21 protein-coding genes and 1 tRNA gene are annotated in these 21,811 nt (G+C 62.1%); 12 read left to right on the forward strand and 10 right to left on the reverse strand.

Annotated elements, in window-relative coordinates:
- Positions 1-1,929, reverse strand: a complete 1,929-nt coding sequence (gene lonB / locus MEFOE_RS00110; protein WP_067046538.1) for an ATP-dependent protease LonB — start codon at positions 1,927-1,929, stop codon at positions 1-3.
- An 85-nt stretch (positions 1,930-2,014) separates the two neighbouring features.
- On the opposite strand from lonB, the gene MEFOE_RS00115 reads away from it, so the two are divergent.
- From MEFOE_RS00115 to MEFOE_RS00130, 4 genes are all read left to right on the forward strand, one after another.
- A complete protein-coding gene (locus MEFOE_RS00115) occupies positions 2,015-2,866 on the forward strand; it encodes a ribose-phosphate diphosphokinase (protein ID WP_067046541.1) in 852 nt (283 codons plus the stop codon).
- Entirely contained in the window at positions 2,860-3,846 is a 987-nt protein-coding gene (rtcA, locus tag MEFOE_RS00120; protein WP_067046543.1) for an RNA 3'-terminal phosphate cyclase, read from the forward strand. The genes MEFOE_RS00115 and rtcA overlap by 7 nt, the downstream gene beginning before the upstream one ends.
- Positions 3,843-4,298 carry an NOB1 family endonuclease gene (locus MEFOE_RS00125; RefSeq protein ID WP_067046550.1) on the forward strand — a complete coding sequence of 152 codons (456 nt, stop codon included), beginning with the start codon at positions 3,843-3,845 and terminating at the stop codon, positions 4,296-4,298. Before rtcA ends, MEFOE_RS00125 begins: the two co-directional genes overlap by 4 nt.
- Before the next feature lie 83 nt (positions 4,299-4,381).
- A complete protein-coding gene (locus MEFOE_RS00130; RefSeq protein ID WP_067046557.1) occupies positions 4,382-5,002 on the forward strand; it encodes an orotate phosphoribosyltransferase-like protein in 621 nt (206 codons plus the stop codon).
- Between the two features lie 455 nt (positions 5,003-5,457).
- On the opposite strand, the gene MEFOE_RS00135 is transcribed toward MEFOE_RS00130, so the two are convergent.
- From MEFOE_RS00135 to MEFOE_RS00145, 3 genes are all read right to left on the reverse strand, one after another.
- Positions 5,458-6,048, reverse strand: a complete 591-nt coding sequence (locus MEFOE_RS00135) for a carbon starvation CstA family protein (protein WP_067046558.1) — start codon at positions 6,046-6,048, stop codon at positions 5,458-5,460.
- A gap of 218 nt (positions 6,049-6,266) precedes the next feature.
- The gene (locus MEFOE_RS00140; protein WP_067046559.1) at positions 6,267-6,947 is read right to left on the reverse strand and encodes a hypothetical protein; all 681 of its coding nucleotides are present in this window, start codon (positions 6,945-6,947) and stop codon (positions 6,267-6,269) included.
- Entirely contained in the window at positions 6,944-7,504 is a 561-nt protein-coding gene (locus MEFOE_RS00145; RefSeq protein WP_067046560.1) for a hypothetical protein, read from the reverse strand. The genes MEFOE_RS00140 and MEFOE_RS00145 overlap by 4 nt, the downstream gene beginning before the upstream one ends.
- 178 nt (positions 7,505-7,682) lie before the next feature.
- On the opposite strand from MEFOE_RS00145, the gene thsA reads away from it, so the two are divergent.
- The 3 genes from thsA (at position 7,683) to MEFOE_RS00160 (ending at position 10,602) form a co-directional block, all read left to right on the forward strand.
- Positions 7,683-9,275: a thermosome subunit alpha gene (thsA, locus tag MEFOE_RS00150; protein WP_067046562.1), complete on the forward strand. Its 1,593-nt coding sequence runs from the start codon at positions 7,683-7,685 to the stop codon at positions 9,273-9,275.
- A 201-nt stretch (positions 9,276-9,476) separates the two neighbouring features.
- A tRNA-Ser gene (locus MEFOE_RS00155) sits at positions 9,477-9,561 on the forward strand.
- A 234-nt stretch (positions 9,562-9,795) separates the two neighbouring features.
- Positions 9,796-10,602 (forward strand): DUF3658 domain-containing protein, encoded by an 807-nt coding sequence (locus tag MEFOE_RS00160; RefSeq protein ID WP_067046565.1) that lies wholly within the window; start codon positions 9,796-9,798, stop codon positions 10,600-10,602.
- A 37-nt stretch (positions 10,603-10,639) separates the two neighbouring features.
- On the opposite strand, the gene MEFOE_RS00165 is transcribed toward MEFOE_RS00160, so the two are convergent.
- Positions 10,640-11,026, reverse strand: a complete 387-nt coding sequence (locus MEFOE_RS00165; protein ID WP_201785158.1) for a hypothetical protein — start codon at positions 11,024-11,026, stop codon at positions 10,640-10,642.
- 164 nt (positions 11,027-11,190) lie between these two features.
- Between MEFOE_RS00165 and MEFOE_RS00170 the strand changes: the two genes are divergently transcribed.
- Together MEFOE_RS00170 and MEFOE_RS00175 are read left to right on the forward strand one after the other, a co-directional pair.
- Positions 11,191-12,372: an MFS transporter gene (locus tag MEFOE_RS00170; protein ID WP_067046567.1), complete on the forward strand. Its 1,182-nt coding sequence runs from the start codon at positions 11,191-11,193 to the stop codon at positions 12,370-12,372.
- Positions 12,373-12,434: 62 nt separating this feature from the next.
- Positions 12,435-12,938, forward strand: coding sequence for a PAS domain-containing protein (locus tag MEFOE_RS00175; protein ID WP_067046570.1), 504 nt, complete (start codon positions 12,435-12,437; stop codon positions 12,936-12,938).
- 212 nt (positions 12,939-13,150) lie between these two features.
- Here MEFOE_RS00175 and MEFOE_RS00180 read toward each other — a convergent pair whose 3' ends face one another.
- Complete coding sequence (locus MEFOE_RS00180; RefSeq protein WP_067046573.1) at positions 13,151-13,570, reverse strand: hypothetical protein; 420 nt, start codon at positions 13,568-13,570, stop codon at positions 13,151-13,153.
- A 167-nt stretch (positions 13,571-13,737) separates the two neighbouring features.
- Between MEFOE_RS00180 and MEFOE_RS00185 the strand changes: the two genes are divergently transcribed.
- On the forward strand, positions 13,738-14,466 hold the full coding sequence (locus MEFOE_RS00185; protein ID WP_083523254.1) for a metal-dependent hydrolase: 729 nt from the start codon (positions 13,738-13,740) through the stop codon (positions 14,464-14,466).
- 308 nt (positions 14,467-14,774) lie between these two features.
- Here MEFOE_RS00185 and MEFOE_RS00190 read toward each other — a convergent pair whose 3' ends face one another.
- Positions 14,775-16,991, reverse strand: coding sequence for a hypothetical protein (locus tag MEFOE_RS00190; RefSeq protein ID WP_067046582.1), 2,217 nt, complete (start codon positions 16,989-16,991; stop codon positions 14,775-14,777).
- Between the two features lie 161 nt (positions 16,992-17,152).
- On the opposite strand from MEFOE_RS00190, the gene MEFOE_RS00195 reads away from it, so the two are divergent.
- A complete protein-coding gene (locus tag MEFOE_RS00195) occupies positions 17,153-18,301 on the forward strand; it encodes a hypothetical protein (RefSeq protein WP_067046585.1) in 1,149 nt (382 codons plus the stop codon).
- A gap of 45 nt (positions 18,302-18,346) precedes the next feature.
- Positions 18,347-19,333: a DUF1616 domain-containing protein gene (locus tag MEFOE_RS00200; protein ID WP_067046587.1), complete on the forward strand. Its 987-nt coding sequence runs from the start codon at positions 18,347-18,349 to the stop codon at positions 19,331-19,333.
- Here MEFOE_RS00200 and MEFOE_RS00205 read toward each other — a convergent pair.
- From MEFOE_RS00205 to MEFOE_RS00215, 3 genes are read right to left on the reverse strand one after another with little or no spacing between them, the layout of a single operon-like run.
- Complete coding sequence (locus tag MEFOE_RS00205; protein WP_235809522.1) at positions 19,314-20,063, reverse strand: hypothetical protein; 750 nt, start codon at positions 20,061-20,063, stop codon at positions 19,314-19,316. The two genes, MEFOE_RS00200 and MEFOE_RS00205, sit on opposite strands and share 20 nt — an antisense overlap.
- A gap of 11 nt (positions 20,064-20,074) precedes the next feature.
- Complete coding sequence (locus MEFOE_RS00210) at positions 20,075-20,530, reverse strand: hypothetical protein (RefSeq protein WP_067046594.1); 456 nt, start codon at positions 20,528-20,530, stop codon at positions 20,075-20,077.
- On the reverse strand, positions 20,531-21,811 hold the full coding sequence (locus MEFOE_RS00215) for a DUF58 domain-containing protein (protein ID WP_067046611.1): 1,281 nt from the start codon (positions 21,809-21,811) through the stop codon (positions 20,531-20,533).

Here is a 21,811-nt window from a genome sequence, read left to right on the forward strand (position 1 = left end):
TTATGCTGCCAGATGGGTACCGCCGATCGCCGAGGACTCGAGGGCCTTTTTCACCGGCTCGGCGGCGATTTTCTTGAGTTTGTCCAGGAAGAGCTCGCGGTTCTGCGGGACAAGGGCCGCTTCGAGCACCTCCTCGATATGCGCAACAGGGATGACCTCGACCATGGAGCGGTAGCGGTCCTCTATGAGCACGTCGCCCAGGTTCGCCTTCGGGATGATCACCGTCTTGATCCCGGCCTTGGCGGCCGCCTCGATCTTGTAGGTGACGCCGCCGATGGGCAGGACGTCGCCCCGCACCGAGAGGGAACCGGTCATCGCGAGGTCCTGCTTCACCGGGATACCCTCGATGGCCGATATGACCGCAGTGGCGACGGAGATGGAGGCCGAGTCGCCCTCGACACCGCCGTACGTCCCGATGAACTGGATGTGGATATCCATGTTCTTGATGTCCTTGCCGGTGAACTTCTTCAGGATCGCGGAGACGTTCTTGATCGACTCCTGGGCGATCTCCTTCAGGAGACCGGTGGCAATGACCGTGCCGGCCGCCCCCTGGGTCGGGGTCACCTCGGCGACGATCGGGAGGACCGAGCCCGAGTCGGCACCCATCACGGCAAGACCGTTCACCCGACCGACCTGTGTGCCGGTCACGACGGTGAGGTCGTAGTCACGGCTGCGGTGGATATACTCGTCGGAGATCTGCTGCTCGATCGAGCGGGCCGTGTTCTTCGCCGCAAGGACGTGCCTGGCCGATGTCACATCGGCACTCTCCTGCCTGGCGATGTCGCCTGCGACCCGGATCAGACCACCCATCTCACGGAGTTTCAGGGTGAGGTGGCCCTTCCTGTTGGAACGGCGCTGTGCCTCCCTGATCACCTCTTCGATGGCGCTCCTGTCGAAGTGCGGGATCTTCCCGTCGTTCTTGACTTCCTGGGCGATGAACCGGATGAACTTCTCCCTGTTCTCCGGGGTGTCGAGCATCGTGTCCTGCATGTAGACCTCGTAGCCGTAGCCGCGGATACGGGACCGCAGGGCAGGGTGCATCCCCTGCATGGCGTCGAGGTTGCCCGCGGCGATCATGATGAACCGGCAGGGCACGGCCTCGGTCCTGACCATGGCACCGCTCGAACGCTCGGACTGGCCGGTGATGGGGAACTCCCCTTCCTGGAGAGCGGTGAGAAGGTTCTGCTGGGAGTGCGGGGTCAGGGTGTTGATCTCGTCGATGAAGAGCACGCCGCCGTTTGCCCGGTGGATTGCGCCGGCCTCGACGCGGTCGTGGGCCGGGGTCTCCAGGCCGCCGGACTGGAAGGGGTCGTGGCGGACGTCGCCGAGGAGGGCGCCGGCATGCGAACCGGTGCCGTCGATGAAGGGAGCGATGCTGTTCGGTTCGCTGGAAACGAGGAGTTTCGGGATCATCGCATCCTCACGCGGCCGCGAGTACTGGAGGGCCATGAAGATGAAGGCGGCGGCGATGATGCCCATCAGCGCCTGGCCGGCGATGAGAGCGTAACCGATAATGCCGAAGATCAGGAGCATGACGAGAGTGTTCCTCATCTGCTTCCTCTTCGCGGCCTCGGCCTTGTGAGCCGTCACGATCTGTTTGCCTCTTCCTGCCGCTACCGTCCTGATGATGGGGTTGTTCGAGTCCTCGACATTCGGGTACACGAGAATGTCCTTGAGCTCCTCCTTGGGGAGGAGTTCGGCCATCGCCTTCGCAAGCATCGACTTGCCCGTTCCCGGGTTGCCGATCATCATCACGTGCCTGCGCTGGGTGGCCGCTTTCTTAATCACCTCCACGGCTGCGTCCTGACCGATCACCTGATCGATCAGCCGGGGTGGGACGGTGACCTCGGAAGAGCTTGTGATGGCAGAGCCCTGAAGGAGATCCTCGTCCGTTTTCTTCTCAAGGATGTTAGAAACAGTGTCTTGCATGAGCAGTGCAACCTCATTGGGCAATGATACTTATATACTATTTTCATGATAGTTTAAGTAGTTTCAGCTGGGGGAAAAACCAGAAATGAAGGTTGTATGCACAGAAAAATCCCAGATACTCGCCGTTCGGATCGCCGATGAACTCGGGGTCCAGGTAGCCGACACCCGCTTCGCCCGCTTCCCTGACGGGGAGCTGTACCTGCAGGTCACAGAACCCCTGGACGACGAGACCGTGATCGTGGGGAGCGTCACCGATAATGACGCTTTTATTCAGTTGATGCTCCTCGTCGACGCCTGCGAGACGACGACAAACACTCTGGTCATCCCGTATCTCGGCTATGCCAGGCAGGACAAGAAGTTCAAGGACGGCGAGCCGGTGAGCGCCCGCGTCGCCGCCCGGGCCCTCTCCCGCGGGGTCACCGACGTGATCACCGTCAATATCCACGAGAAGGACATTGCCGGGCATTTCGACGTCCCCTCCCACGACCTCTCGCTTGCGACCGAGATCGGGGAGTACCTGAAAGGCAGGAACCTCGACAACCCCCTGATCCTGGCCCCCGACTCCGGGGCTGCGGACTTTGCGGCCGAGATCGCGGCCGCAGGCGGGTGGCAGTGTGACTACCTGAAAAAGACCAGAATTTCCGGCGAGGAGGTCAGGATGGAGCCGAAGACCTTCGACGTCTCCGGCCGCGAGGTCGTCATCACCGACGACATCATCTCGACCGGCGGGACTCTGGCTACGGCGACGAAGATGCTCTATGCCCAGGGTGCGGCGGCTGTCCATGCCATCTGCGTCCACGGCGTCTTCACCGGCGGGGCCTATGTCCACCTCAGGAGTGCCGGAGTGAAGAGCGTCGTCTGCTCGGACACGATCGAGCGGGCATGCTCCGAGGTCTCGGCGGCACGGTGCATCGCGGCAGCCCTGCGGAAATGTTAGAGGTCGACGGGGCCGTCGGGGAGGTCGACGGGGCCGTCGGGGAGGGCGGCGGGCAGGTGGTGAGGACCGCGGTCGCCCTTGCGGCCCTCACCGGCACGCCCATCAGGGTCACGAGGATCAGGGCGAACCGCCCGAAACCCGGGCTTGCGGCCCAGCACTGCACGGCGGTGCAGGCGGTCGCCCTCGCCTGCGGGGCAGAGATGAGGGGGTGCCGCCGGGAGAGCGACACCCTGACTTTTGCGCCCGGCAAGGTCGGGAAGACCAAGATCGACCTTGCGATCGGCACGGCCGGGAGCATCCCTCTCGTCCTCCAGGCCTGGTTGCCTGTGGCCCTGGAGGCAGGGGGGACGATCACCCTCACCGGCGGGACCGAGGTCTCGAAGAGCCCGACCATCGACTATTTTTCCGAGGTGCTCGTGCCTCTCCTCCGCGCCCACGGGGCGAGGATAGAGGTGGAGGTCCTCGGCCGGGGATACTTCCCGGTCGGCGGCGGGCGGGTGCGGGTCACGGTCGAGCCCTCGACACTCGCCCCCCTCGCCATCGGAGGGGTGCCTGCCCATGCCGGGATCATCTCCTGCTCCCAGAACCTCCCTGACCACGTGGCCGAGAGGCAGGCACAGGCGGCATCTGCCGCCCTCCCCGGTTTCCCGGTCCGGATCGAGAGGACGCCCGGGCCTGGCACCGGCACGTCGGTGACGGTCTTTGAAGGGGCGAAAGGCGGCGTCGCCGTCGGGAGGCGCGGCCTTCCCGCGGAAAAGGTTGGCTGGATGGCGGCAGACGAACTGCTCGCCGCCCGGGCGGTCGCCTGCGATGTCGACGTCCACCTTGCCGACCAGCTCCTCGTCTACCTTGCGAGGGCCGGGGGGTCGTACTCGGCGCCCGGTGTATCGAGCCACGCGGCGACGACCTGCCACCTGCTCTCCCTCTTCGGCTACGAGATCGCCGTTTCAGGCACCACACCGGCGGTGTTCTCGGCATGAAGGCGGTCCTCGACGCCACGGCGTTCTTCGTGGACCGCCCCTATGCCGGGGAGCTGTACACGACGCCCGAGGTCGTCGCCGAACTGGTGGACCTGCGGGCAAAGTGCCGGTACGAGGCACTCCTTGCAGAGTGGCTCGCCGTTGCCAGTCCCTCCCCGGAGAGCACCCTCGCCGCACGGGAGGCGGCCGGGAAGAGCCGCGACATCGGCGTCCTCTCCCCGACCGACCTCTCCGTGCTTGCCCTCGCCCGCGAACTCGGGGCAGCGGTGTACACCGACGACTTCGCCCTCCAGAACGCGGCACTGCGCCTCGGCGTCGCCACGGAGCCGATCCAGCAGAGGCGGGCCGCAAAGGTGGCATGGAAGTACCGCTGCACCGGCTGCGGCCGGTACTTCGGGCACGAAGGGGAGTGCCCGGTCTGCGGGTCGGCGATAAAGAGAAAGAGACGGTAGGCCTTCAGGGGGCGATGCCCCCTCCATCGCCGGGAGGAAGAGCCCCGCAAACGCTTAAATATCCATCCGAAGACCACTCTTCTATGAGTTCCCTCGACGAACTGATCAACAAGGCGCAGATCCTCCTCTCCGACGGCCATAGCCCGGAGCAGATCGCGGACGAGCTCTCCCTCTCGATGGAGACGGTGACCTGGCTTCTGACGCAGCAGCGGAGTGCCGAGGCGCCGAAGGACGTGCACATCGACTGGACGGCGATGAGCAGCGACGCGGGGATGCTCGACCTTGTCGGGCAGATGCTGGTCAGGCGGCACGAGGGCGCCGCCGCAGACGGGCAGTTCTTCTCCGGCCCCGATGCCGCAGCATACGACACCGTCGTCGGCATCTCCCTCTCCGGAGTCCCGATGGCGACGATCATCGCCGGCCGGACAGGGAAGAGGCTTGCGATCTATCACCCGGCAAAACACAGCCCTGCCGAGAAGAAGGTCGGTTCGATCTCCGGGAACTTCGCTTCCATCGCCGGGCACGCCTGCGTCATCGTCGACGACGTGATCACGACAGGCAGGACACTCCACGAGGTCGTGGACTACCTGCGGTCTCACGGGGCGAGGCCGGTCGCGATCTGGGTGATCTTTGACAAGAGGGACGTGCGGGCCGTCGAGGGAGTGCCTGTCCTCCCGCTCTGCACGGTCTCGCGGATTGACTGAGATCCCTTTTTTTGGCACCAGAGAATCCAATTCTGGCGTGTCCGGGGCACATCAAAAATGTCCCTGAAGAGAAATATAGTTGGAACTTGAGAAAATCGGCTTTGTAGAAATCCTGGCTCTGTAAAAACCCTCACCTTTTCCGTGTATGAACGTGGCCCAACCGCCTTCCTACATCTTCGCACCGGGGGACTACGCCCCCGGACCCCTGCTCAGGATTGGTCCCGGGAAGACAGGGTCGGTGTCCTGAAGGAGGAGGCCATCCCTGTCCCCATCTTAATGACAGGGAGTATGGGATGAGGAAGCGATAGCGACCGTGAGAAAACCGTAGGTTTTCGAGCGGCAACCTCCCGGACCAGACACTTCCGAATATAATTTTTCGGCTTTGTAGAAATCCTCCTCCATCGGTTGATAGTGCGTGCTGATCCTCTGCCTTCCCCTTCCCGTTCGCCGGGGGACTACGCCCCCGGACCCCCGCGCGAGGATTGGTCCGGGAAGAAAAGGTCGGAGTCCTGGAGGAGGAGGGTTGCGAGAATGAAGTACACGGTGATAATCCCCAGCCAGAGGTCGAAGGAGATAGGGACGGCCTCGAAGGTGCTGAGGAGTTTTGCGGCGCCGATGAGAAAGACCGTGCCCACCAGGAGGAGGAGGACGGCGGCATACACCCGCATCAGGTCTTTGACAAGGGGGCCGAGGTACCGGCCCACCGCTTCGGGGATAGACTGACCACCATTCCGGTACGAGAGGAGACCGGCACAGTAGTCGTGGACACCACCGACAAGGATGCAGCCGAAGGTGATTCCAGAGGAAGGCCACCGGCCCCCAGAGAGCGCCGGCGACCGCCCCATAGATCGGTCGAGGCCGGCGATGTTGAGGAACTGGATGAGAAACACCCGCACTTTCCCCATCGGGACATAGTCGACGCCGTCACCATGGGCGACGGCAGGCGAGGCTCCCGGTGCACCGGCCCCGAAGACACGTTCCAGGCGGGGGGCGAAGAGGAAATAGCCGAGACCGATAATCCCGAAGAGGGCAAGCAGTGTGAACATAGGGATGCCGGATAAATGCTGGAATAGAATCATCGGAGGGTTGATATTATCCTGGCGATCTTCTCCGGAACACCGTGGGCATGTTCCTCTCCAGACGGCCAGGAGGCTTTACGATCTTGCCCCCGGCAAAGCACAATCCAACCCAGGGGAAAGACGTTTCCATTCCTGGGAGTATCGCCCGCTCAAAAGGCAGTCAGGTGTCATCGTCGGCAACGGCATCACTTCTGCACGATCTCGCGGATCGACTGAGATCCCCCTTTTTTCTCCGCCGCCAGCGCTGTCACGATGCCGTGACAACGGCAGGCGGTTCCAACAATCATCGGATCGCCCATTTCTGATGCTTCAAGAACGGCGATCACGTCCGGCCCGGAGAGGGCACCTATGCCCGGGGCCAGTTGCAGGCTTTCAAGGATCCATGCTGCCGGGAAGGCCTGCCTCAAAAGGGCAAAAAGAGGGACGGGACGTGTTATCCCTGTGGCCGGGCAGACCTGCGGTGCCGCACAGGCAGAGAGGCACCTTCCCGAAGGGTTGTACGAGACGACAAGAGACCCCTCTCCGGCAGAGACAAGAATACCAAGTGGAATACGGCAGGAAAGGTGATCAGTGCCGTCGATGTCGGGTACCCGGAGGGAGTGGGCCTGCACAAGGGCCGCCGCGACATGGAGAGGAGCGGTGGGGAAGACGTAGGCAGGCCTTTCAGCGAGGATCACTCCGAGAGCGACGGCGATCCCGCCCAGGACAAGCACACACTCGCAAGAGCGGAGGGACTCTGCCGCGAGGCAGGTCGGGTCGGGATCGACGACCGCACACTGCAGGCCTCGGTCCAGAAGGTAACGGGCGCAGGCAACCCCATACACCCCCCCACCGATGACCACGCCGTCGAACATGGATGCCATCATCCGAGATCAGTCACCGGCGCGATCCTCGGGGGCACTGTCCGCGTGACCTTCACCGCCGGGCCCCGCGGCGGGGCGACGGTGAGGGTGAAGGTCTCACGGGGTTCAAGGGCGCGGGACGGCCAGACCCTGATGACGAACTCCTCGCCAGGTTCGAGGAGGTCGTCATCGTCGGCGGCGCCGATGGGAAGGGCGTTCAGCCTGTCGGTGATCGTCCAGTTCGGCGGGAGAGGGCTGGTGCTGCAGGTCTCCGAACAGTCTCGCGTGGCGAAGAGGACAGATGCCTGGCTCATGTTGACGGCTCCGACCGATCCGGGAAAGAGCCTGAGGGAGATGGAGACCGAACCGATCCTGCCGGGATCGGCCGGGTCGCCAAACCCTTCGAGAGGGGTATCGACGAGGAGGGCCGCCGAAGAACCGGTAAGGGCGTCGGGGACGATGCCGACAGGGTTGTCCATACCCGGGCCTGTATAGAGATTGAAGGCGATGCCGGCCCCGCCAAGAATGACCAGAAGAAGGATACCCTGTTCCAGCCTGGTGGGGGCAAGGCTGTGATCCATACGCAGCTTTCGGTGCCGATCCATAAAGAATCTCTGCAGACCGGATCTCTGCGCCAGAAGGCATTTCCCCCGGAGGAGGAAGCACACACTCTGCCCCACTCAGAGCAGGTGGGGAGAACACCGGACCATATATATAGAAGTTCTAATCCATATTAATGAGATATCGGAGGATTCTATCATGCTTGCCGGACAGCCAGTTGTCATATTACGAGATAACATCGAGCGTACCAAGGGGCACGAGGCGCAGCAGTCCAACATCCTTGCGGCAAAGGCAATCGCCGCCGCGGTACGGACGACGCTCGGCCCCCGGGGTATGGACAAAATGCTCGTCTCCGGAAGCGGGGATGTTACAATCACGAACGACGGAGCGACGATCCTGCGTGAGCTCTCGGTCCAGCACCCCGGCGCCAAGATGATGGTCGAGGTCGCCGAGACGCAGGACGACGAGGTCGGCGACGGCACCACCACCGCCTGCATCCTCGGCGGCGCCTTCATGGAGCAGGCCGGCACGATGCTCACGAAGGAGATCCACCCGACGATCATCGCCCTCGGCTACAGGAAGGGTATGGAGAAGGCGCTGGAGGTCCTCAACGACCTGATCATCACGGTCACGCCCGAGGACCGCGAGATCCTCCTGCAGATCGCATCCACCTCGATGACCGGGAAGTCGATCGAGTCGGTGAAGGAGAAGGTCGCCGGGATCATCGTCGACGCTGTCCAGGCCGTTGCCGAGGAGAAGAACGGGAAGACCGTCATCGACGAGGACGATGTGGCCGTCACCAAGGAGGTCGGCGACTCGATGGACGACGCCGAACTCGTCAAGGGTGTCGTGATCAACAAGACGCGGGTCGCCGACGGGATGCCCCGCAGAGTCGAGAACGCGAAGGTCGCCCTCCTCGCCCAGCCCCTGGAGATCACGAAGACCCAGGTGAAGTCGAAGATCAAGATCTCCGGGAGCGAGCAGCTCACCGCCTTTGGCGAACAGGAGCGCGAGAGCCTGAAGAAGCTCGCCGACGCGATCCGTGACGCCGGTGTCAACGTCGTCTTCTGCCAGAAGGGGATCGCCGACGCCGTCCAGTATTACCTGGCGAAGTACGGCATCTTCGCGGTCGAGGACGTCGCGGAGAAGGACATGAAGTTCGCGGCAAAGGCCCTCAATGCCGTGATCGTGAACAAGGTCCAGGAGATCTCACCCGAGGTCCTCGGCACGGCCGGGTATGTCGAGCAGTTCGAGGACGCCGACCTGGTGAAGATCGCCGAGTGCCCGAACCCGAAGGCCGTCACCATCCTGCTGCGGGGCTCAACCCAGCACCTCATCGACGAACTCGAACGTGCGGTCGAGGACGCCCGCCGCGTTGTCCAGGACGCCCTTGAAGACGGGACCTTCGTCGTCGGCGGGGGCTCTGTCGAGGTCGAGATGATGCTGCGGATCCGCGACTACGCGGCAAGCGTTGGCGGCAGGACCCAGATCGCCCTCGAAGCCTATGCAGCGGCCTTCGAGGACATCCCGAAGACTCTCGCCGAGAACTCGGGCTTCGACCCGATCGACAAGGTCGTCGAACTCAAGCAGGCCCACACCGCCGGCAAAAAGTACGCTGGCCTCAATGTCTACACCGGCGAGGTCGTGGACATGAAGGCCGAGAAGGTCTTTGAGCCGGCACGGGTGAAGAAGCAGGCGATCATGTCCGCAACCGAGATGGCGGCAATGCTCGTCCGGGTCGACGACATGTTCGTCACCGTCAAGAAGGGTCCCTCGGGCCCTGTCGCCTGAAGCGATGAAAAGCCGGGAAAGTCCCGGCACCCTGTTTTTATCCGGTTGTCCTGCCCGACCGGAGGGTCGGGATATATCCGCCCCTTCTTGGAGAGGAGCGGCGCCGGCAGGCACGGGAGGACGCGGTCACGTAGAGAGGCGGCGCATCCATGCCATCGCAAAGGTTATGAACGCAGCCGACAGATAATAATAGCCGGACAGGCCGGGGTAGTCTAGTCCGGGAAGGCGGTAGCCTCGAAAGCTACTGGTGTTTGACACCTCGGGAGTTCAAATCTCCCCCCCGGCGTTTCCCTCCATTTTGCACGGTGTGACAGGGGAGAGCGGGAGCCCTCCGGAAAGTTCCTTTTCTGCAGCAGCATATGTGTAGGCATCCTCCCTTCTTCTGACGCATCGCCAGAAGGAGTCTGACGCCATACAGGTGAGAGGGGAGGGACACCGATACGTCGTCCCCGACCCGCACACATATGTGCCCGGCCACCGAAGTACCTGCCTCAATCCCTCCCGGAACCGGAGACACATAATGACCGACACGATCAATATCACTTTTACCGAATCATCCGCCGGCGCCCTCAATGCCGCGGGCAGGCCAGCACTCGCCCTCCCTGACGACCTTTCCCTCGGGCCGATCGACCCGTACGATCTGGAGGCGAGAGAGGCCTTCTTCCGGGCTCTGTATGCCGGGACCGAGTACGAAGCCAGGTACGCCGACGACCTGAACGCTATCACGGCGTTCTGGGAAGAGACACGGCCCGGCACCGCCCGGCGTGTCGTCTGGCTCACCCGGCGGTCTGCCCGGGAGTACGCCGGTTTCCTGGAGTTCCTCAGCAGGGAGCCCGACCCCTGCGGGATCGAAGTCGTCGACCTCACCGACGGGATCGATGTCCTGTACGAGGACGAACCCGATCCGGGCCCTGACAGGATCGTCCCGATCAGCCTCGGCGAACTCGAGCCGGATTGGCTCGCCGCTCAGCAGGACGAAGGACGGGCACTCACACCGGACGAGGCAGAATATTATCTGCGCACCTGGAAACAGTTAAAACAGGACGAGGACAGTCAGGACGTCCGCACCCTCTGGCGGGGGCAGCTCTGCCATACCGTCTCAGCTACCATCCCCCAGGCCGTCCTTGACGCTGTCCCGGACGAGTGGACGAGTGCGGCCCGGGTTATCGGCGACGCCCTCGGAGCCCTCTCCATGGAATACGATCAATGCGGCGACGCCTATCTCTATTCTCGCCTTCTCGGCCTCGTCGAGATGGGGTGGGTCGAGGCCGATGGCGACACCCGGGCGATGCACATCCTGCAGGTGCGCAGGGCGCCGACAGAGTGAAGGCCGTGTCACGGCCGCTGGGGACCTGAAAAAAAGTTCAGAGAGGCAGATAGCCGGCCAGCCCTGCCATCAGGAGGAGAAACACAGTCGCCACGGCGAAGACGAAGATGAGGGCGATCGTGAGGAGGACAAAGCCGAGGAGGTGGAGAAAACCCGTCTCCCTGTACGGCACCGCACCGTCGTTCACCTTCTGGGCGGTCACGTAGGCGTCGTAGATGCCATAGGCCCAGACGATGATGCCGGGGACGAGGAGGAGAAGGGAACCGACCATCACCCCGATGAAGAAGAGGAGGCCCTTCCCGTACTGGCCGTTGTAGGCCTGGCCCATCCCGCCCCAGACAAAGGAGGCGGAAGCGGCGATTGCCGGATCCTTTCGGGGATGGGAGGGGGTCGCATCGCACTCGTGGGAGAGATCCGATACCATGAGAGATCTTGCCCCTCAGAGGATAAACACCCGCCGCTCCCATCCTGCAGGGGGCATCAGCAGACCTGGTCAGAGCGGTCAACCGGGCAGACACCCCTCCCCTGACACCGGAGAGAGCCCCCACACGAGCGAACCTATTTCTCCTCCATCCTCCACCCCTCGCCATGGCCGGGCCAGACCAGATGACCGCCCCGCGGCAGACCGCCATGAGGCTCATCCTTCTCCTTGGCATCGTCAGCCTCCTCGGCGACATCGTCTCGAACGGGGCGAGGAGCGTCACCGGCCCGTACCTCCTCACCCTCGGGGGCTCTGCCGCCATCGTCGGCCTTGTCGCGGGTCTCGGGGAGTTCACCGGCTACGGCCTGCGTGTGCTCACCGGCCTCTACTCAGACCAGACACAGCATTACTGGCGGATCGTCTACCTCGGCTACGGCCTCCTCCTTGCCATCCCCTTCCTCGCCCTGACCGGCACCTGGGAGGTCGCCGCCGTCCTTCTCATCACAGAAAGGATCGGCAAGGCGATCCGGGCACCGGCACGCGACACCATCATCTCCCTCGCAGCCTCGCCTGTCGGCCGGGGCTGGGGGGTCGGCGTCCACAAGGCCCTCGACCAGGTCGGCGCGATCATCGGCCCCCTCCTCCTCGCCGCGGCGATCCTGACCGGCGGCGGATACCAGACCGGCTTCGCCTTCCTCGCCCTCCCGATCGTCCTCCTCTTCGTCTTCCTCGCCATCGGGAAGAGGGCCGTCCCAGAACCTGGCATCTTCGAGAGGTCGGACGAAGATGCAGCCGTCCCGGCGGCACGGCGTTTCGTCCCGTACGCCACCTTCCTCTTCCTTGCAATGGCCGGGTTTGCCAGTTTCCCCCTCATCTCCTACCACATGAAGGTCCAGGGGCTCATCGCAGACCCGAGCATCCCCCTCATCTATGCCGGGGCGATGGCCGTCTCCACACTGGTCGCCCTTGGCGGGGGATGGGCCTACGACCGGATCGGGACGAGAGCCCTTCTCCTCATCCCCCTGATCAACATCGCCATCCCGGCCCTCGCCTTCAGCACCGCCCCATCTCTCATCGTCCTCGGCACCCTCATCTGGGGGGTCGGCATCGGCCTCCACGAGACGGTGATGCGGGCGTCCCTGGCCGACCGGACAGCCACCGAGATCAGGGGTCAGGCCTTCGGCTACATCTATGCAGTCTATGGCACAGGCTGGTTCCTGGGGAGCACGGTGATGGGCGTCCTGTACGAGGTCTCGGTCGCCCACATCATAGGCTTTGTTGCGATCACGGAGGTTCTCGCTGTCGCCGCGTACGTCTGGATGCGACAGGGGCGCGTCAGACGCCTATAGAGATAATAGACGAACTATAGACTCATTCGACAATCTTCATCGAGCATTCTCAAGGACGAAGTATGATGCAGAGCACCCCCCTTCCTGTACAGAACATCTTGACTCCCATCTCCGTCATCATAAACGAACTTGACGAGGGAATCGCGATTCTGGATCCAAACGGCCAGATTGTTCAGGCGAACCGAAAACTCGAAGAACTTGCAGGATGCAGGCCCTCCTCAGACGCGATAGAGTTCATCATAGAACACTTTACGCCTGTACGGGAGAGAAAGGAGATCTTTGCGGCCCTCCTCAAGACAACCTTCAAGAACAGGCTTATCATCAGGGGTTTCCGATGCCGTTCGCAGGGGAAGGGAGGGCGGCAGATCGAGTATTCTACCCATGTCATAAACAGCGGACCCTTCACAGGCCTCAGGATTGACCAATTCCAGGTAGTGCAGGAAAGAGAAAGACAGCCACATGCTAGATCTTCGACCGGTTCGACAAAGTCAATGGCAAAGTTCCCGTCAAGGTCCATGACCACCAGAACAGCACCGTCCTTTGGACAGACGCTGTTGCATTCGTAACAATATGCATATCCCCCGAAAGGGAGAAAAAAGCCACCTCTCGTTTTTTTAAGAAGACCTGAGCCAAACCCTTCCAGAAATGCACTGTACAAAGTGTCCTGCCGTACACTCGCAGAAGGGGATACAAACGCAGATTCACGTCGGTTCGTGCAACAGGGGCACGTCTCCGGCCTGCGCCTCGACACATTCAGGAAGAGAGAATAGAACCATCCTCAGGGGATGGACAGAGGGAGGTTCCGCACCCCGGTGACCTGAAGGCGAGTCGAGTAGGTCCCGGCAGAATGGCCGGCCCCGGATACCTGCCCCGCCGCGAGGTCGCGCAGGAGAATATCGCGGATCGCCATGTGGGCATAGACCTGGATATAACTCCGCTGGTCATGGGTCCACCACCTGTTCACCGGCGCGACATGGCCACAATACGGACACAAACACTGGGCCTCGGGTTCGTCCTCGAACTTGTATATCCTGTTCGAACAGAGGAGGTTGAAGGAGTTCAGCCGTGCCCGGGAGATCCACTCGACCTCGCGCTCGTTCAGCTGCATCTTGAAGTTCCTCCGGCAGGCAGGGCAGGTCCGTTCAATATAGCCCTCGTCATCAAAGGGGAACGGAATACGGATATGAATATCATTCACGGGTGCTCACCACCGGGGGTCTCCTCCGGGAGGGCCCGGACATGAGTGTTCCCCATCCATCGAATGTTACCTCCTCTCATATACCCTTCGATATGGTGGTGTGCCCGGGCACATGACATCTTTCCCCCGACACATGCAGGAAAACCTGCAGTATCGGGAAGTTAGATATGGCGAGGTGTCCGAGTGGTGGTGGAATGTTCCTCCTCTGCCACCTCGCCGCCGGTATCGTCCTCGGCCTCATCCTCGCCGGGGCGGTTGGGGAGAGGCGGGCCGTCGTTGCGGCGTGCGCTCTCGGCGCCATCCTCCCCGACCTCGTCGACAAGCCCCTCGGCTATATTATTCTCGCGGATTCGGTCGGCTACGGCAGGATCTATACGCATACTCTCCTCTTCCTCGTCCTCGCCCTTGGAGTCGGCCTCATCATCTTCTGGAGGTTCAGATCCCCTCTCGTCCTTGCCGGTGCGGCCGGGGTCGCCTCCCACCAGGCCCTCGACACGATGTGGGCTTATCCGGCAAACTGGCTCTATCCATTTCTCGGCCCCTTCACGGGAAGAGCGGAGAGCCGCGACCTCTGGTCTCTCCTCATGTCCGAACTCTCCGAACCGTCAGAGTGGGTTCTCCTTGCGGCCCTCTTCATCGTCGCCCTTCTCCTCCTGAAGAAAGAGTTCAGGACGGCACTTTTCGACCGGGCAGGCCCGGCCCTTGAAAAGGTCAGACTGCCCCTCGGGGGAGCGCTCATGCTCCTTGCCGGCATCATGATCCTTTCAGGGGTGTTCTCCCTGCACGGGATCCCGACCGGCCTCGAAAAGCCCGTGGACCTCGTCCTCTGCGGCCTTGTCCTTGGAGGCGCCGGCCTTGCGATTGCGCGGATCCACCGCCTGATCGACAGTGCCTGAAAGACCTGAAAAAAAGGCTTTGTAGAAATCCTCCTACATCGGTTGATAGTGCGTGCTGATCCTCTGCCTTCCCCTTCCCGTTCGCCGGGGGACTACTCCCCCGGACCCCCGCGCGAGGATTGGTCCCGGGAAGAAAAGGTCGGAGCCCTGGAGGAGGAGGCCATCCCTGCCCCTATCTTAATGGCAGGGGGTATGGGGGACGGCAGCCCCCGGGACCAGGCATTTCTGAACAGAATTTTTTCCCCTATCACTTCAGGAAGTACTTTCCCGCAAGGGTTTCTACAGAGCCGAAAAAAAGGAAAGAGATATTACTGCTTCCGGATCATCCGGTAACTCACGACCGCAAGGGCAACGACGACGACCAGGATGACGAGGGTCGGGAGGAGCGGGAAACCGCCCTCACCGGCTGGCGCTGGGGTCTCGCCTGTCTGGACTGTGGTTTCGCCGACCGGGACGGTCGTCGTCGTGGTCTGGCCGGTTGTGGCCGTGGTCACGGCCACAAGCCCGATCACAGAGAGGCCGTTGGGGGACTGGGCCTCGAAGACATACTGTTTGTCGGCATTATAGCCCTTGAAGACCGTCTCCAGCACCTCGGTGGTGCCGTCGTCGGCCTGCCTGACGATCCTCATTTCATTGACACCGCCGTGGGCGGTCACCCATGCCGGGTCGACTGCCATCGTGATCGTCGCCGGGCCGGTCGCTTCAATGCCGGTCTTCTTGACGGTGAGAGTGTAGGCGACGTCGCCGACGTCGAGGCCTCCGCTGCGCAGGGCAAAGCGGTAGGCCGATACGACGCCCTCTGCCGGCTTTTCGTCGAGGGTGGCCGAGAGGTGGGCGCCTGCAGGGAAGGAGGAGAAATGGGCGACGAAGTTCGCCGCCGCACCGCCGACCTTATCGAAGGTCCCGGTCATCGGAGTGCACTTCACTGTCACGTCGGTGACCGTGCCGGTGACGATATCGCCATTGCGGGAGATGCCAGAGGTCTTGATCACATAAGTCAGGCCGTTCTGCTCGACGGTGATCGTGTCGCCCGCAACCTTCACGCGCTTTGCCTTGGATAGATCAAGGGAGAGAGTCTGCGCGTTCCCGCTGGTGGCGAAGGTCGCGCCGGGGACGGTGAAGGTGGTGTAGACGCTCGAAGCGGTGGAACCGCTCTCCGGTGAGACGACCTCCGAGGGCGTGTAGCTGCCACCGCCGCCACCGCCACTACCGCCACTGCTGGTCGGCGTGGGCGCGACGCTGACCGTGACCTCTTTCTGGTCGAGGGCGACGATGTCATGGTCGGCATTCAGACCCGCGGCATAGACATAGTAGGTGCCTGTGCCGAGGGTATTGAGTGCGGATGCCGGGACGGTCGCCGCCGCGCTGTTTGCATGACCGGAGCAGCCGTACCCGGGGGTGATGGCGATGTCCGACCACCGGGTGCTCGGGGCCGGGGCCGCACCGCCGACCGCGGTGATGGCGTACGTGACTGGCTGGCTGCCGCCGATCTCATGGGTGACGCCCCAGACAAGGAGGTCGGCGATAGTGGCGGACGTACCCATCGAGTCCCAGTGGTCCTTCGCATTCGTAGCAAGAGTGCTGACGTCGACGCTCGCGGCGACGTCGTAGGTCGCGCCCTTCCTGACGATCAGGTAGGCGGTGTCGGTGACGCCGGCCTGGTTGCTGAAGGAGATAGTTGCGTCGGAGGCCCTGCCCACGGTAATTCCTGCCGGGGTCGTCTGGCCGTTCCAGGTGAGCGACCGATCACCGTCCATGATCACGACAGGCAGGGAGGCGAGCACGTAGATCTTCTCCCCAGTCGAGTCGTACCGGGTCGCCGTCAGGGCGTACTTGCCCGGCGTTGGGGCGGTCGCCGCCACGCCACTCATGGATGCGGTGTTACCCGCATTGGCGGAGAACGAGGAGAGAGGCACCTGATTGTCCACAAGAGTCTGGCCGATACTGTTTATCGAACCGGAGAAAGTACCGACCTGCGTCATCTGCCCGGTCGAGGGGTCATAGTGGACGACAGCCTGCGGAGCATAGAGATAGAGGAACTTCGAGGCGTTAAAGAGAGCAGAAATACTGCTGTCGCTGGAAGGGGTATAACTCTCGTTGTTCTTCGCAATGATCGGGTTTCCCGACGCGCCTCCGGAGACTTCCAGATGGGGCGTCGGCACATGGAGGGAGGTGTAGACGGAATAGTCAGCCACCCCGGCCATGGAGAGGGGCCGTTCAAGACTGGCCCTATCAGTCAACCTGACCGTGACACCATGGACAGTTGCCCGGTCTGTTGTGAAGGATCTGTTGAGGTACCTGACAGAGGGAGACCTGATCGTCTTCAGGTCTCCCGGGATCGTCTCCAGCATCCATGCCTTCGACACCGCAGGGTCGGCGACGTCGACAACCTCCAGATAACGGACACTCATGTCATTATACTGGTAGGTTTTGTCGAGAGTCACGTTCATGACGGTGGGGCACGCAGACGCTGGCACGATGAGGAGGCAGAGGAGTCCGAGGAAGAGGAGCGGACTCAGGAGCATCCGTGATCGTACACGTTTCGACATAGCACACAGATAGATTTTTGAAAAGATATACTTTATTATTAATAACGGGAATAAAACTACGGAATTTTTAGATTTAGGTAGTTACCATGACCTCTCATCAAAAAGGCTGCATCGTATTGATCATCCTCCTTTGCACCATGGCCGGGACAGCATATGCCGCCACGATCACGGCATCTCCTGACCAGATCGACGAGGGTGGGACGGTGCGCATCAGCATCTCCGACCTCCAGGACGGCGCATCCTTCTCGCTCAGGATCGATGCGAAGTTCGCGGTCTCGCCATCGTCGAAATTCACGTACAGCACGGACAACTTCGTGCTGCCCATCGCCCTGAGAGACGCCGAGACGACCGTGCATACGGAAAACGCGCAGACCATCGAGGTGGCCATTAAAAAAGGTGGGACCACGAAGGGGATGAGGGGGATCGCCGATGCCAGCGGATCGATCACCACCACACTCCTCGACAACATCACCGCAGGCACCTATGACCGGATCAGCCTTACCGGCACGGCGATGGAAGGCAAGAACACCATCGTCACAGGTGTAAGCCTCACCGGCGAGAAGCAGGGGCCGAACAATTCTGAGATCTCCTTCACCGTAAACGGCATCCAGGACGGCACCGTTACGATCACCGCCCTTGTCGACGGTGCGGAGAAACTGAGAAAGGTCGTCACCATCGGGAAAGGCATCTCACCGGTCGAGACATCCTCATCATCAGGGAGTTCGGGCGGGGACGGAGGGAAAGCCGCGGCAACGTCCACGCCTTCACCCACCGTTGCATCGGTGGACGGCACGGTCAGGCTGACAGGCACGGGCACGGGCGGGATCTCCATCCTCAACGTGAAGGCGGAGAAGGTACCCGCGGAATGGCAGGCTCTCACCGGCGTCTATACCCTCACCCCTGCAGGAACTGCCTTCTCTCCGAAGGCAGGCCTGAACTTCAGGATCCCGGCGGCGGCAGACCCCGAAACCGGGACACTCTTCCTGGCACGCTATGACGGCGGGGCATGGCACCAGGTGCCTTCCCGGATCGACGGCGACTGGATCCGCGCGGAGATCCCGGCGGCCGGCACCTACGCCCTCATGACCTTCGCCCCGACGGCCACGGCCCAGACACCGGTCATGACGGCGACCGGTAGTGAGACCACGGCGGCCCCTTCGATGACAACAGTTCTATCGTCGACTCCCGTGCCTCCGTCCACCCAGAAATCAGGATTGAGCATTTATCCTGCACTCGGAGTTCTTATCAGCCTCCTGTATCTCGCAGGGAGACAGAAGAGAGAATAATATTATAAACATCCTGACAAGAGATCACGAAAAAAAGGGGATGACATGGACCAGGAAGAGTATTATCAGAGAATCTTCGAGGGCTTCGAGCCGCATAACGTACCAAAAGACCTCGCCATCGTCATGTTATGTACCGTGGTGAGCATCCTGTGCGTCTACCTCCCGATTCTCAACACAAGTCCCCTCCGGGTGGCCTTCGGCCTGCCCATGGTCCTGTTCATCCCGGGTTATGCACTGATCGCCGCACTCTTCCCGGAGAAGGACGACCTCGACGGGATCGAGAGGGTTGCGCTCTCTTTCGGCCTCTCGATCGCGGTCAGCCCCCTGATAGGGCTTGCCCTGAACTACACCCCCTGGGGGATCAGGCTCGACCCCATACTCACAGCCCTCACCCTCTTCACCTTCGCCATGCTTGCCGTCGCCCACTGGCGACGGGCGGTGGTCCCGGCGGAGAAACGATTCGTCGTACCCTTCAGGGAGATGGCGACAGAGGCAAAGGCAGACCTCTTCCCCGAGAACCAGTCACGCACGGACAGAGCCCTCTCCATCGTCCTCGTCCTTGCAATTCTCCTTGCCATCGTCACGACCATCTACGTGCTCGCCGTTCCCAAGGAAGGAGAGCACTTCACCGAGTTCTACATCCTCGGGCCTGGCGGAAAGGCCGCAGACTATCCGACCGCCTTTGCGGCAGGGAGCAACCAGTCGGTGATCATCGGCATCGGGAACCACGAGTACCGCGACATCACCTATACCGTCGAGGTACTGCTCACATCCCAGGCCTTCGACCCGACGACCAACACTTCTGTCCTCCGTGACATGGAGATGATCGATCGGTTTGCCGTCACCGTTCCCCACAACCAGACAGTCGAGGTGCCTTTCCCCTTCACGATCGAAAGAACCGACATGAACCGCCTGGACTTCATTCTCTTCAACGAAACTTTACCATCAGACGGCGTCTGGGGAAAGAACAGGCTTGACGCCGCGTACCGGGACCTCCACCTCTGGATAGGGGTCAGGCCACCGGTACAATGATGAGGTGAAGGCCGTCACCCGCAGGCGTCGCCGAGGCGATCCTGCAGGGCCGGCCAAGCCCTTCTGCCGCGATGCAGGCGACGAGGCTGCAGAACGGACACCCGACCATTGTGCAACACTTTGGGGATGCCGCCCGAACCCTTCTGCACCCCTCGATCAGGGCAAAGTCGGTCAGGTCAACGACGAGGTTCTCGCCCTCGAACAGCACCGATGCCGTAGCAGCGATCTCAAGCCCGTCCTCGATCACCTCCCTGATCGCCTCGCAGAGGTGTTCCTTCTCATCAGGAACCTCGAACGAAGCATTTGTCCGGAGGTACGAGAGAAGGGGTGCACAGAGAGGTGTGATGACCACAGCGTCACCCTCCGGCGTCATGCAGTAGGAGGTGGCGTCAGGAACAACGCCGGGCACCTTCGATCCTGCCGGTATCATCTCCAGGATCCTGCCATATTCATCCGGTGGGAGGAACCTGGCATCGCCCTGGACACCAAGGTCCGCGATGAGGGTCGCAACCGCAATCGTGCCCTGGACAGGGAGAAGCGCGGCGATCGCGGGGTCGAGGGACTCCTTCTTCGAGAGGGCAAGGAAAAAAGCCCCGGTGACAAAACACCCGAAGCCGGAGAGGACGAGCATGGCTGTTGTGAGGTCGCCACGGCCGCTGACGACGGCAAGGAGAAGAGCGGCCGCAGCAGCCAGAAGAAGCAGGAGTGCGGCCTGAAATGTCGTATCCATCTCAGAAAATCTCATAGGTCACCCTTTTGTGCTTTCCAGACTGTTCTGGCCCATGAAACAGCGACGAAACCAGTCCCTGCAAGGACTGTCAGGGCGAGTGAAGCCAGGGGAAGGGCCGCATGTCGCATACCTGCCAGGGGAACGGCGAGGAGGAACAGCAGCACCGAGAAGACCAGATAGGCCTTTCTCTCGCCTTTCGTGGCAAAGCAATCCAGTTCAGCGCCCGCACAGGCGAGGACAGGGAGCATGACGGTGACGGCCCAGAGAGGGGAGGAGAGGCCGGCCGCAACTGCAACAAGGCACCCGGTACAGAGGTGCAGGAACCACCGTCCCTCCGCAGTCCGGGTCAGCGCCACCACACCGATGTACGCGGCGGCCGCCGCAAGTCCCGGGAGGTACTCCCCGCCGGCGATCGCGGCCAGAACCCCGGCAAGCACGACGGCTCCCTGCCAGATCCTCAGGTCCATTCAGATCACCTCCACCTGAAGAGTGCGGCCTGCCCCGACCTCCCTTTCCACATGCCCCTGCTCCTCTGCCGGCACCCTGAGTCTGACGCCGAGTCCTTGATGGAGCGCTTCCATGACGACCTGGGAGAGGTGGCTGCAGTCACCGCGGCCGGTCGCATAAATGACGACCGCCGCGGCCCCGGACGAGCGCATCGCCCCGGCAACCGCCAGCCTGAAGGGGAGAGGACCTTTTTCACCCCCGAAAGTCGGAATGAGAGAGATGAGGCGCCCCCTGAATGCCCCCTCTCCACCGGCAGGGGGGGCGCGGACCCGTGCCCGCACACTTGCCGGGTCCAGGTAGCGGTAGAGATGGCCGGCCCGTTCAATCGGTCGGATCGCAGCAAGGGCGGCAATAAATTCTTTTTGTTCCGGGGAACCCCGTACGTACGTAACAATCTCTCCTCCAGAGATAAGAAGGAGCGGGCAGGCGTCGAAGTGCGTGCAGATCCCTTCGGCTTCCCCGCTGGCGGCGATCGAGAACCGGGCAAAGTCCTCCGCCCGGGGGGAGTCATGGAGATCGGGCAGGTCGATGATGACCAGAGGCGCACCGCCGCTGAGGCCCTCGGGCTCGCGGATATAGAGAGACCCAAACTTTGCCGAGAGTTTCCAGTCGATACGAGCCAGGTCTTCGCCAGGGATGTATTCGTGAAACCCCCGGATATCCTCGCCAGCAAGGAGGGACTGCCCTCCCCCTTCGCCCAGACCCTCGCCGATACCCCGGCCGTACCCCTGTTCCCGGATAGATTCGGGGACAACACGGAGGAAAGGCAAACAGAGATCAGAGCGGCTCACCCTGACCGTTCCCGAGAAGAAAGGGTCACGAACGAAAAGGGCAACACCTCCGAAGGAAGTTTCGCCGGCGGCCATAGGCCTGAGGACGTACCTGATAGAAATATGGCCAGACTTCCGTTCTTCGGCGACCTGAACTCCATCGAGGATCGCAACAGCCGGCAAAATGTCCTCCGCACTGACAGAAAGAGGAAAGGAAGCGTCGTAGGTAACGAGTGTCCTCACCGGCAGGCGGCCCCCCTGCCGTATAATTCTCTTCCCTGCCGTCCGTTCAACAACCACCGAACTCACAAGATCCGTGACGGCACGGCAAAAAAGGGCGGCCCTGAAGAGTATGAAGAGAGCGATCACACCGGAAACAGCAACCCCGGCAATATCGTCAAAGAGCGCTGCATAGACGCCAAGGGTCAGGGCAAGCACTCCCAGGCCCTGCACCGCGGGACCGGCCCTCAC

This window comes from Methanofollis ethanolicus, from assembly GCF_001571385.1.
In the GTDB taxonomy this organism is placed as follows: Archaea; Halobacteriota; Methanomicrobia; order Methanomicrobiales; family Methanofollaceae; genus Methanofollis; species Methanofollis ethanolicus.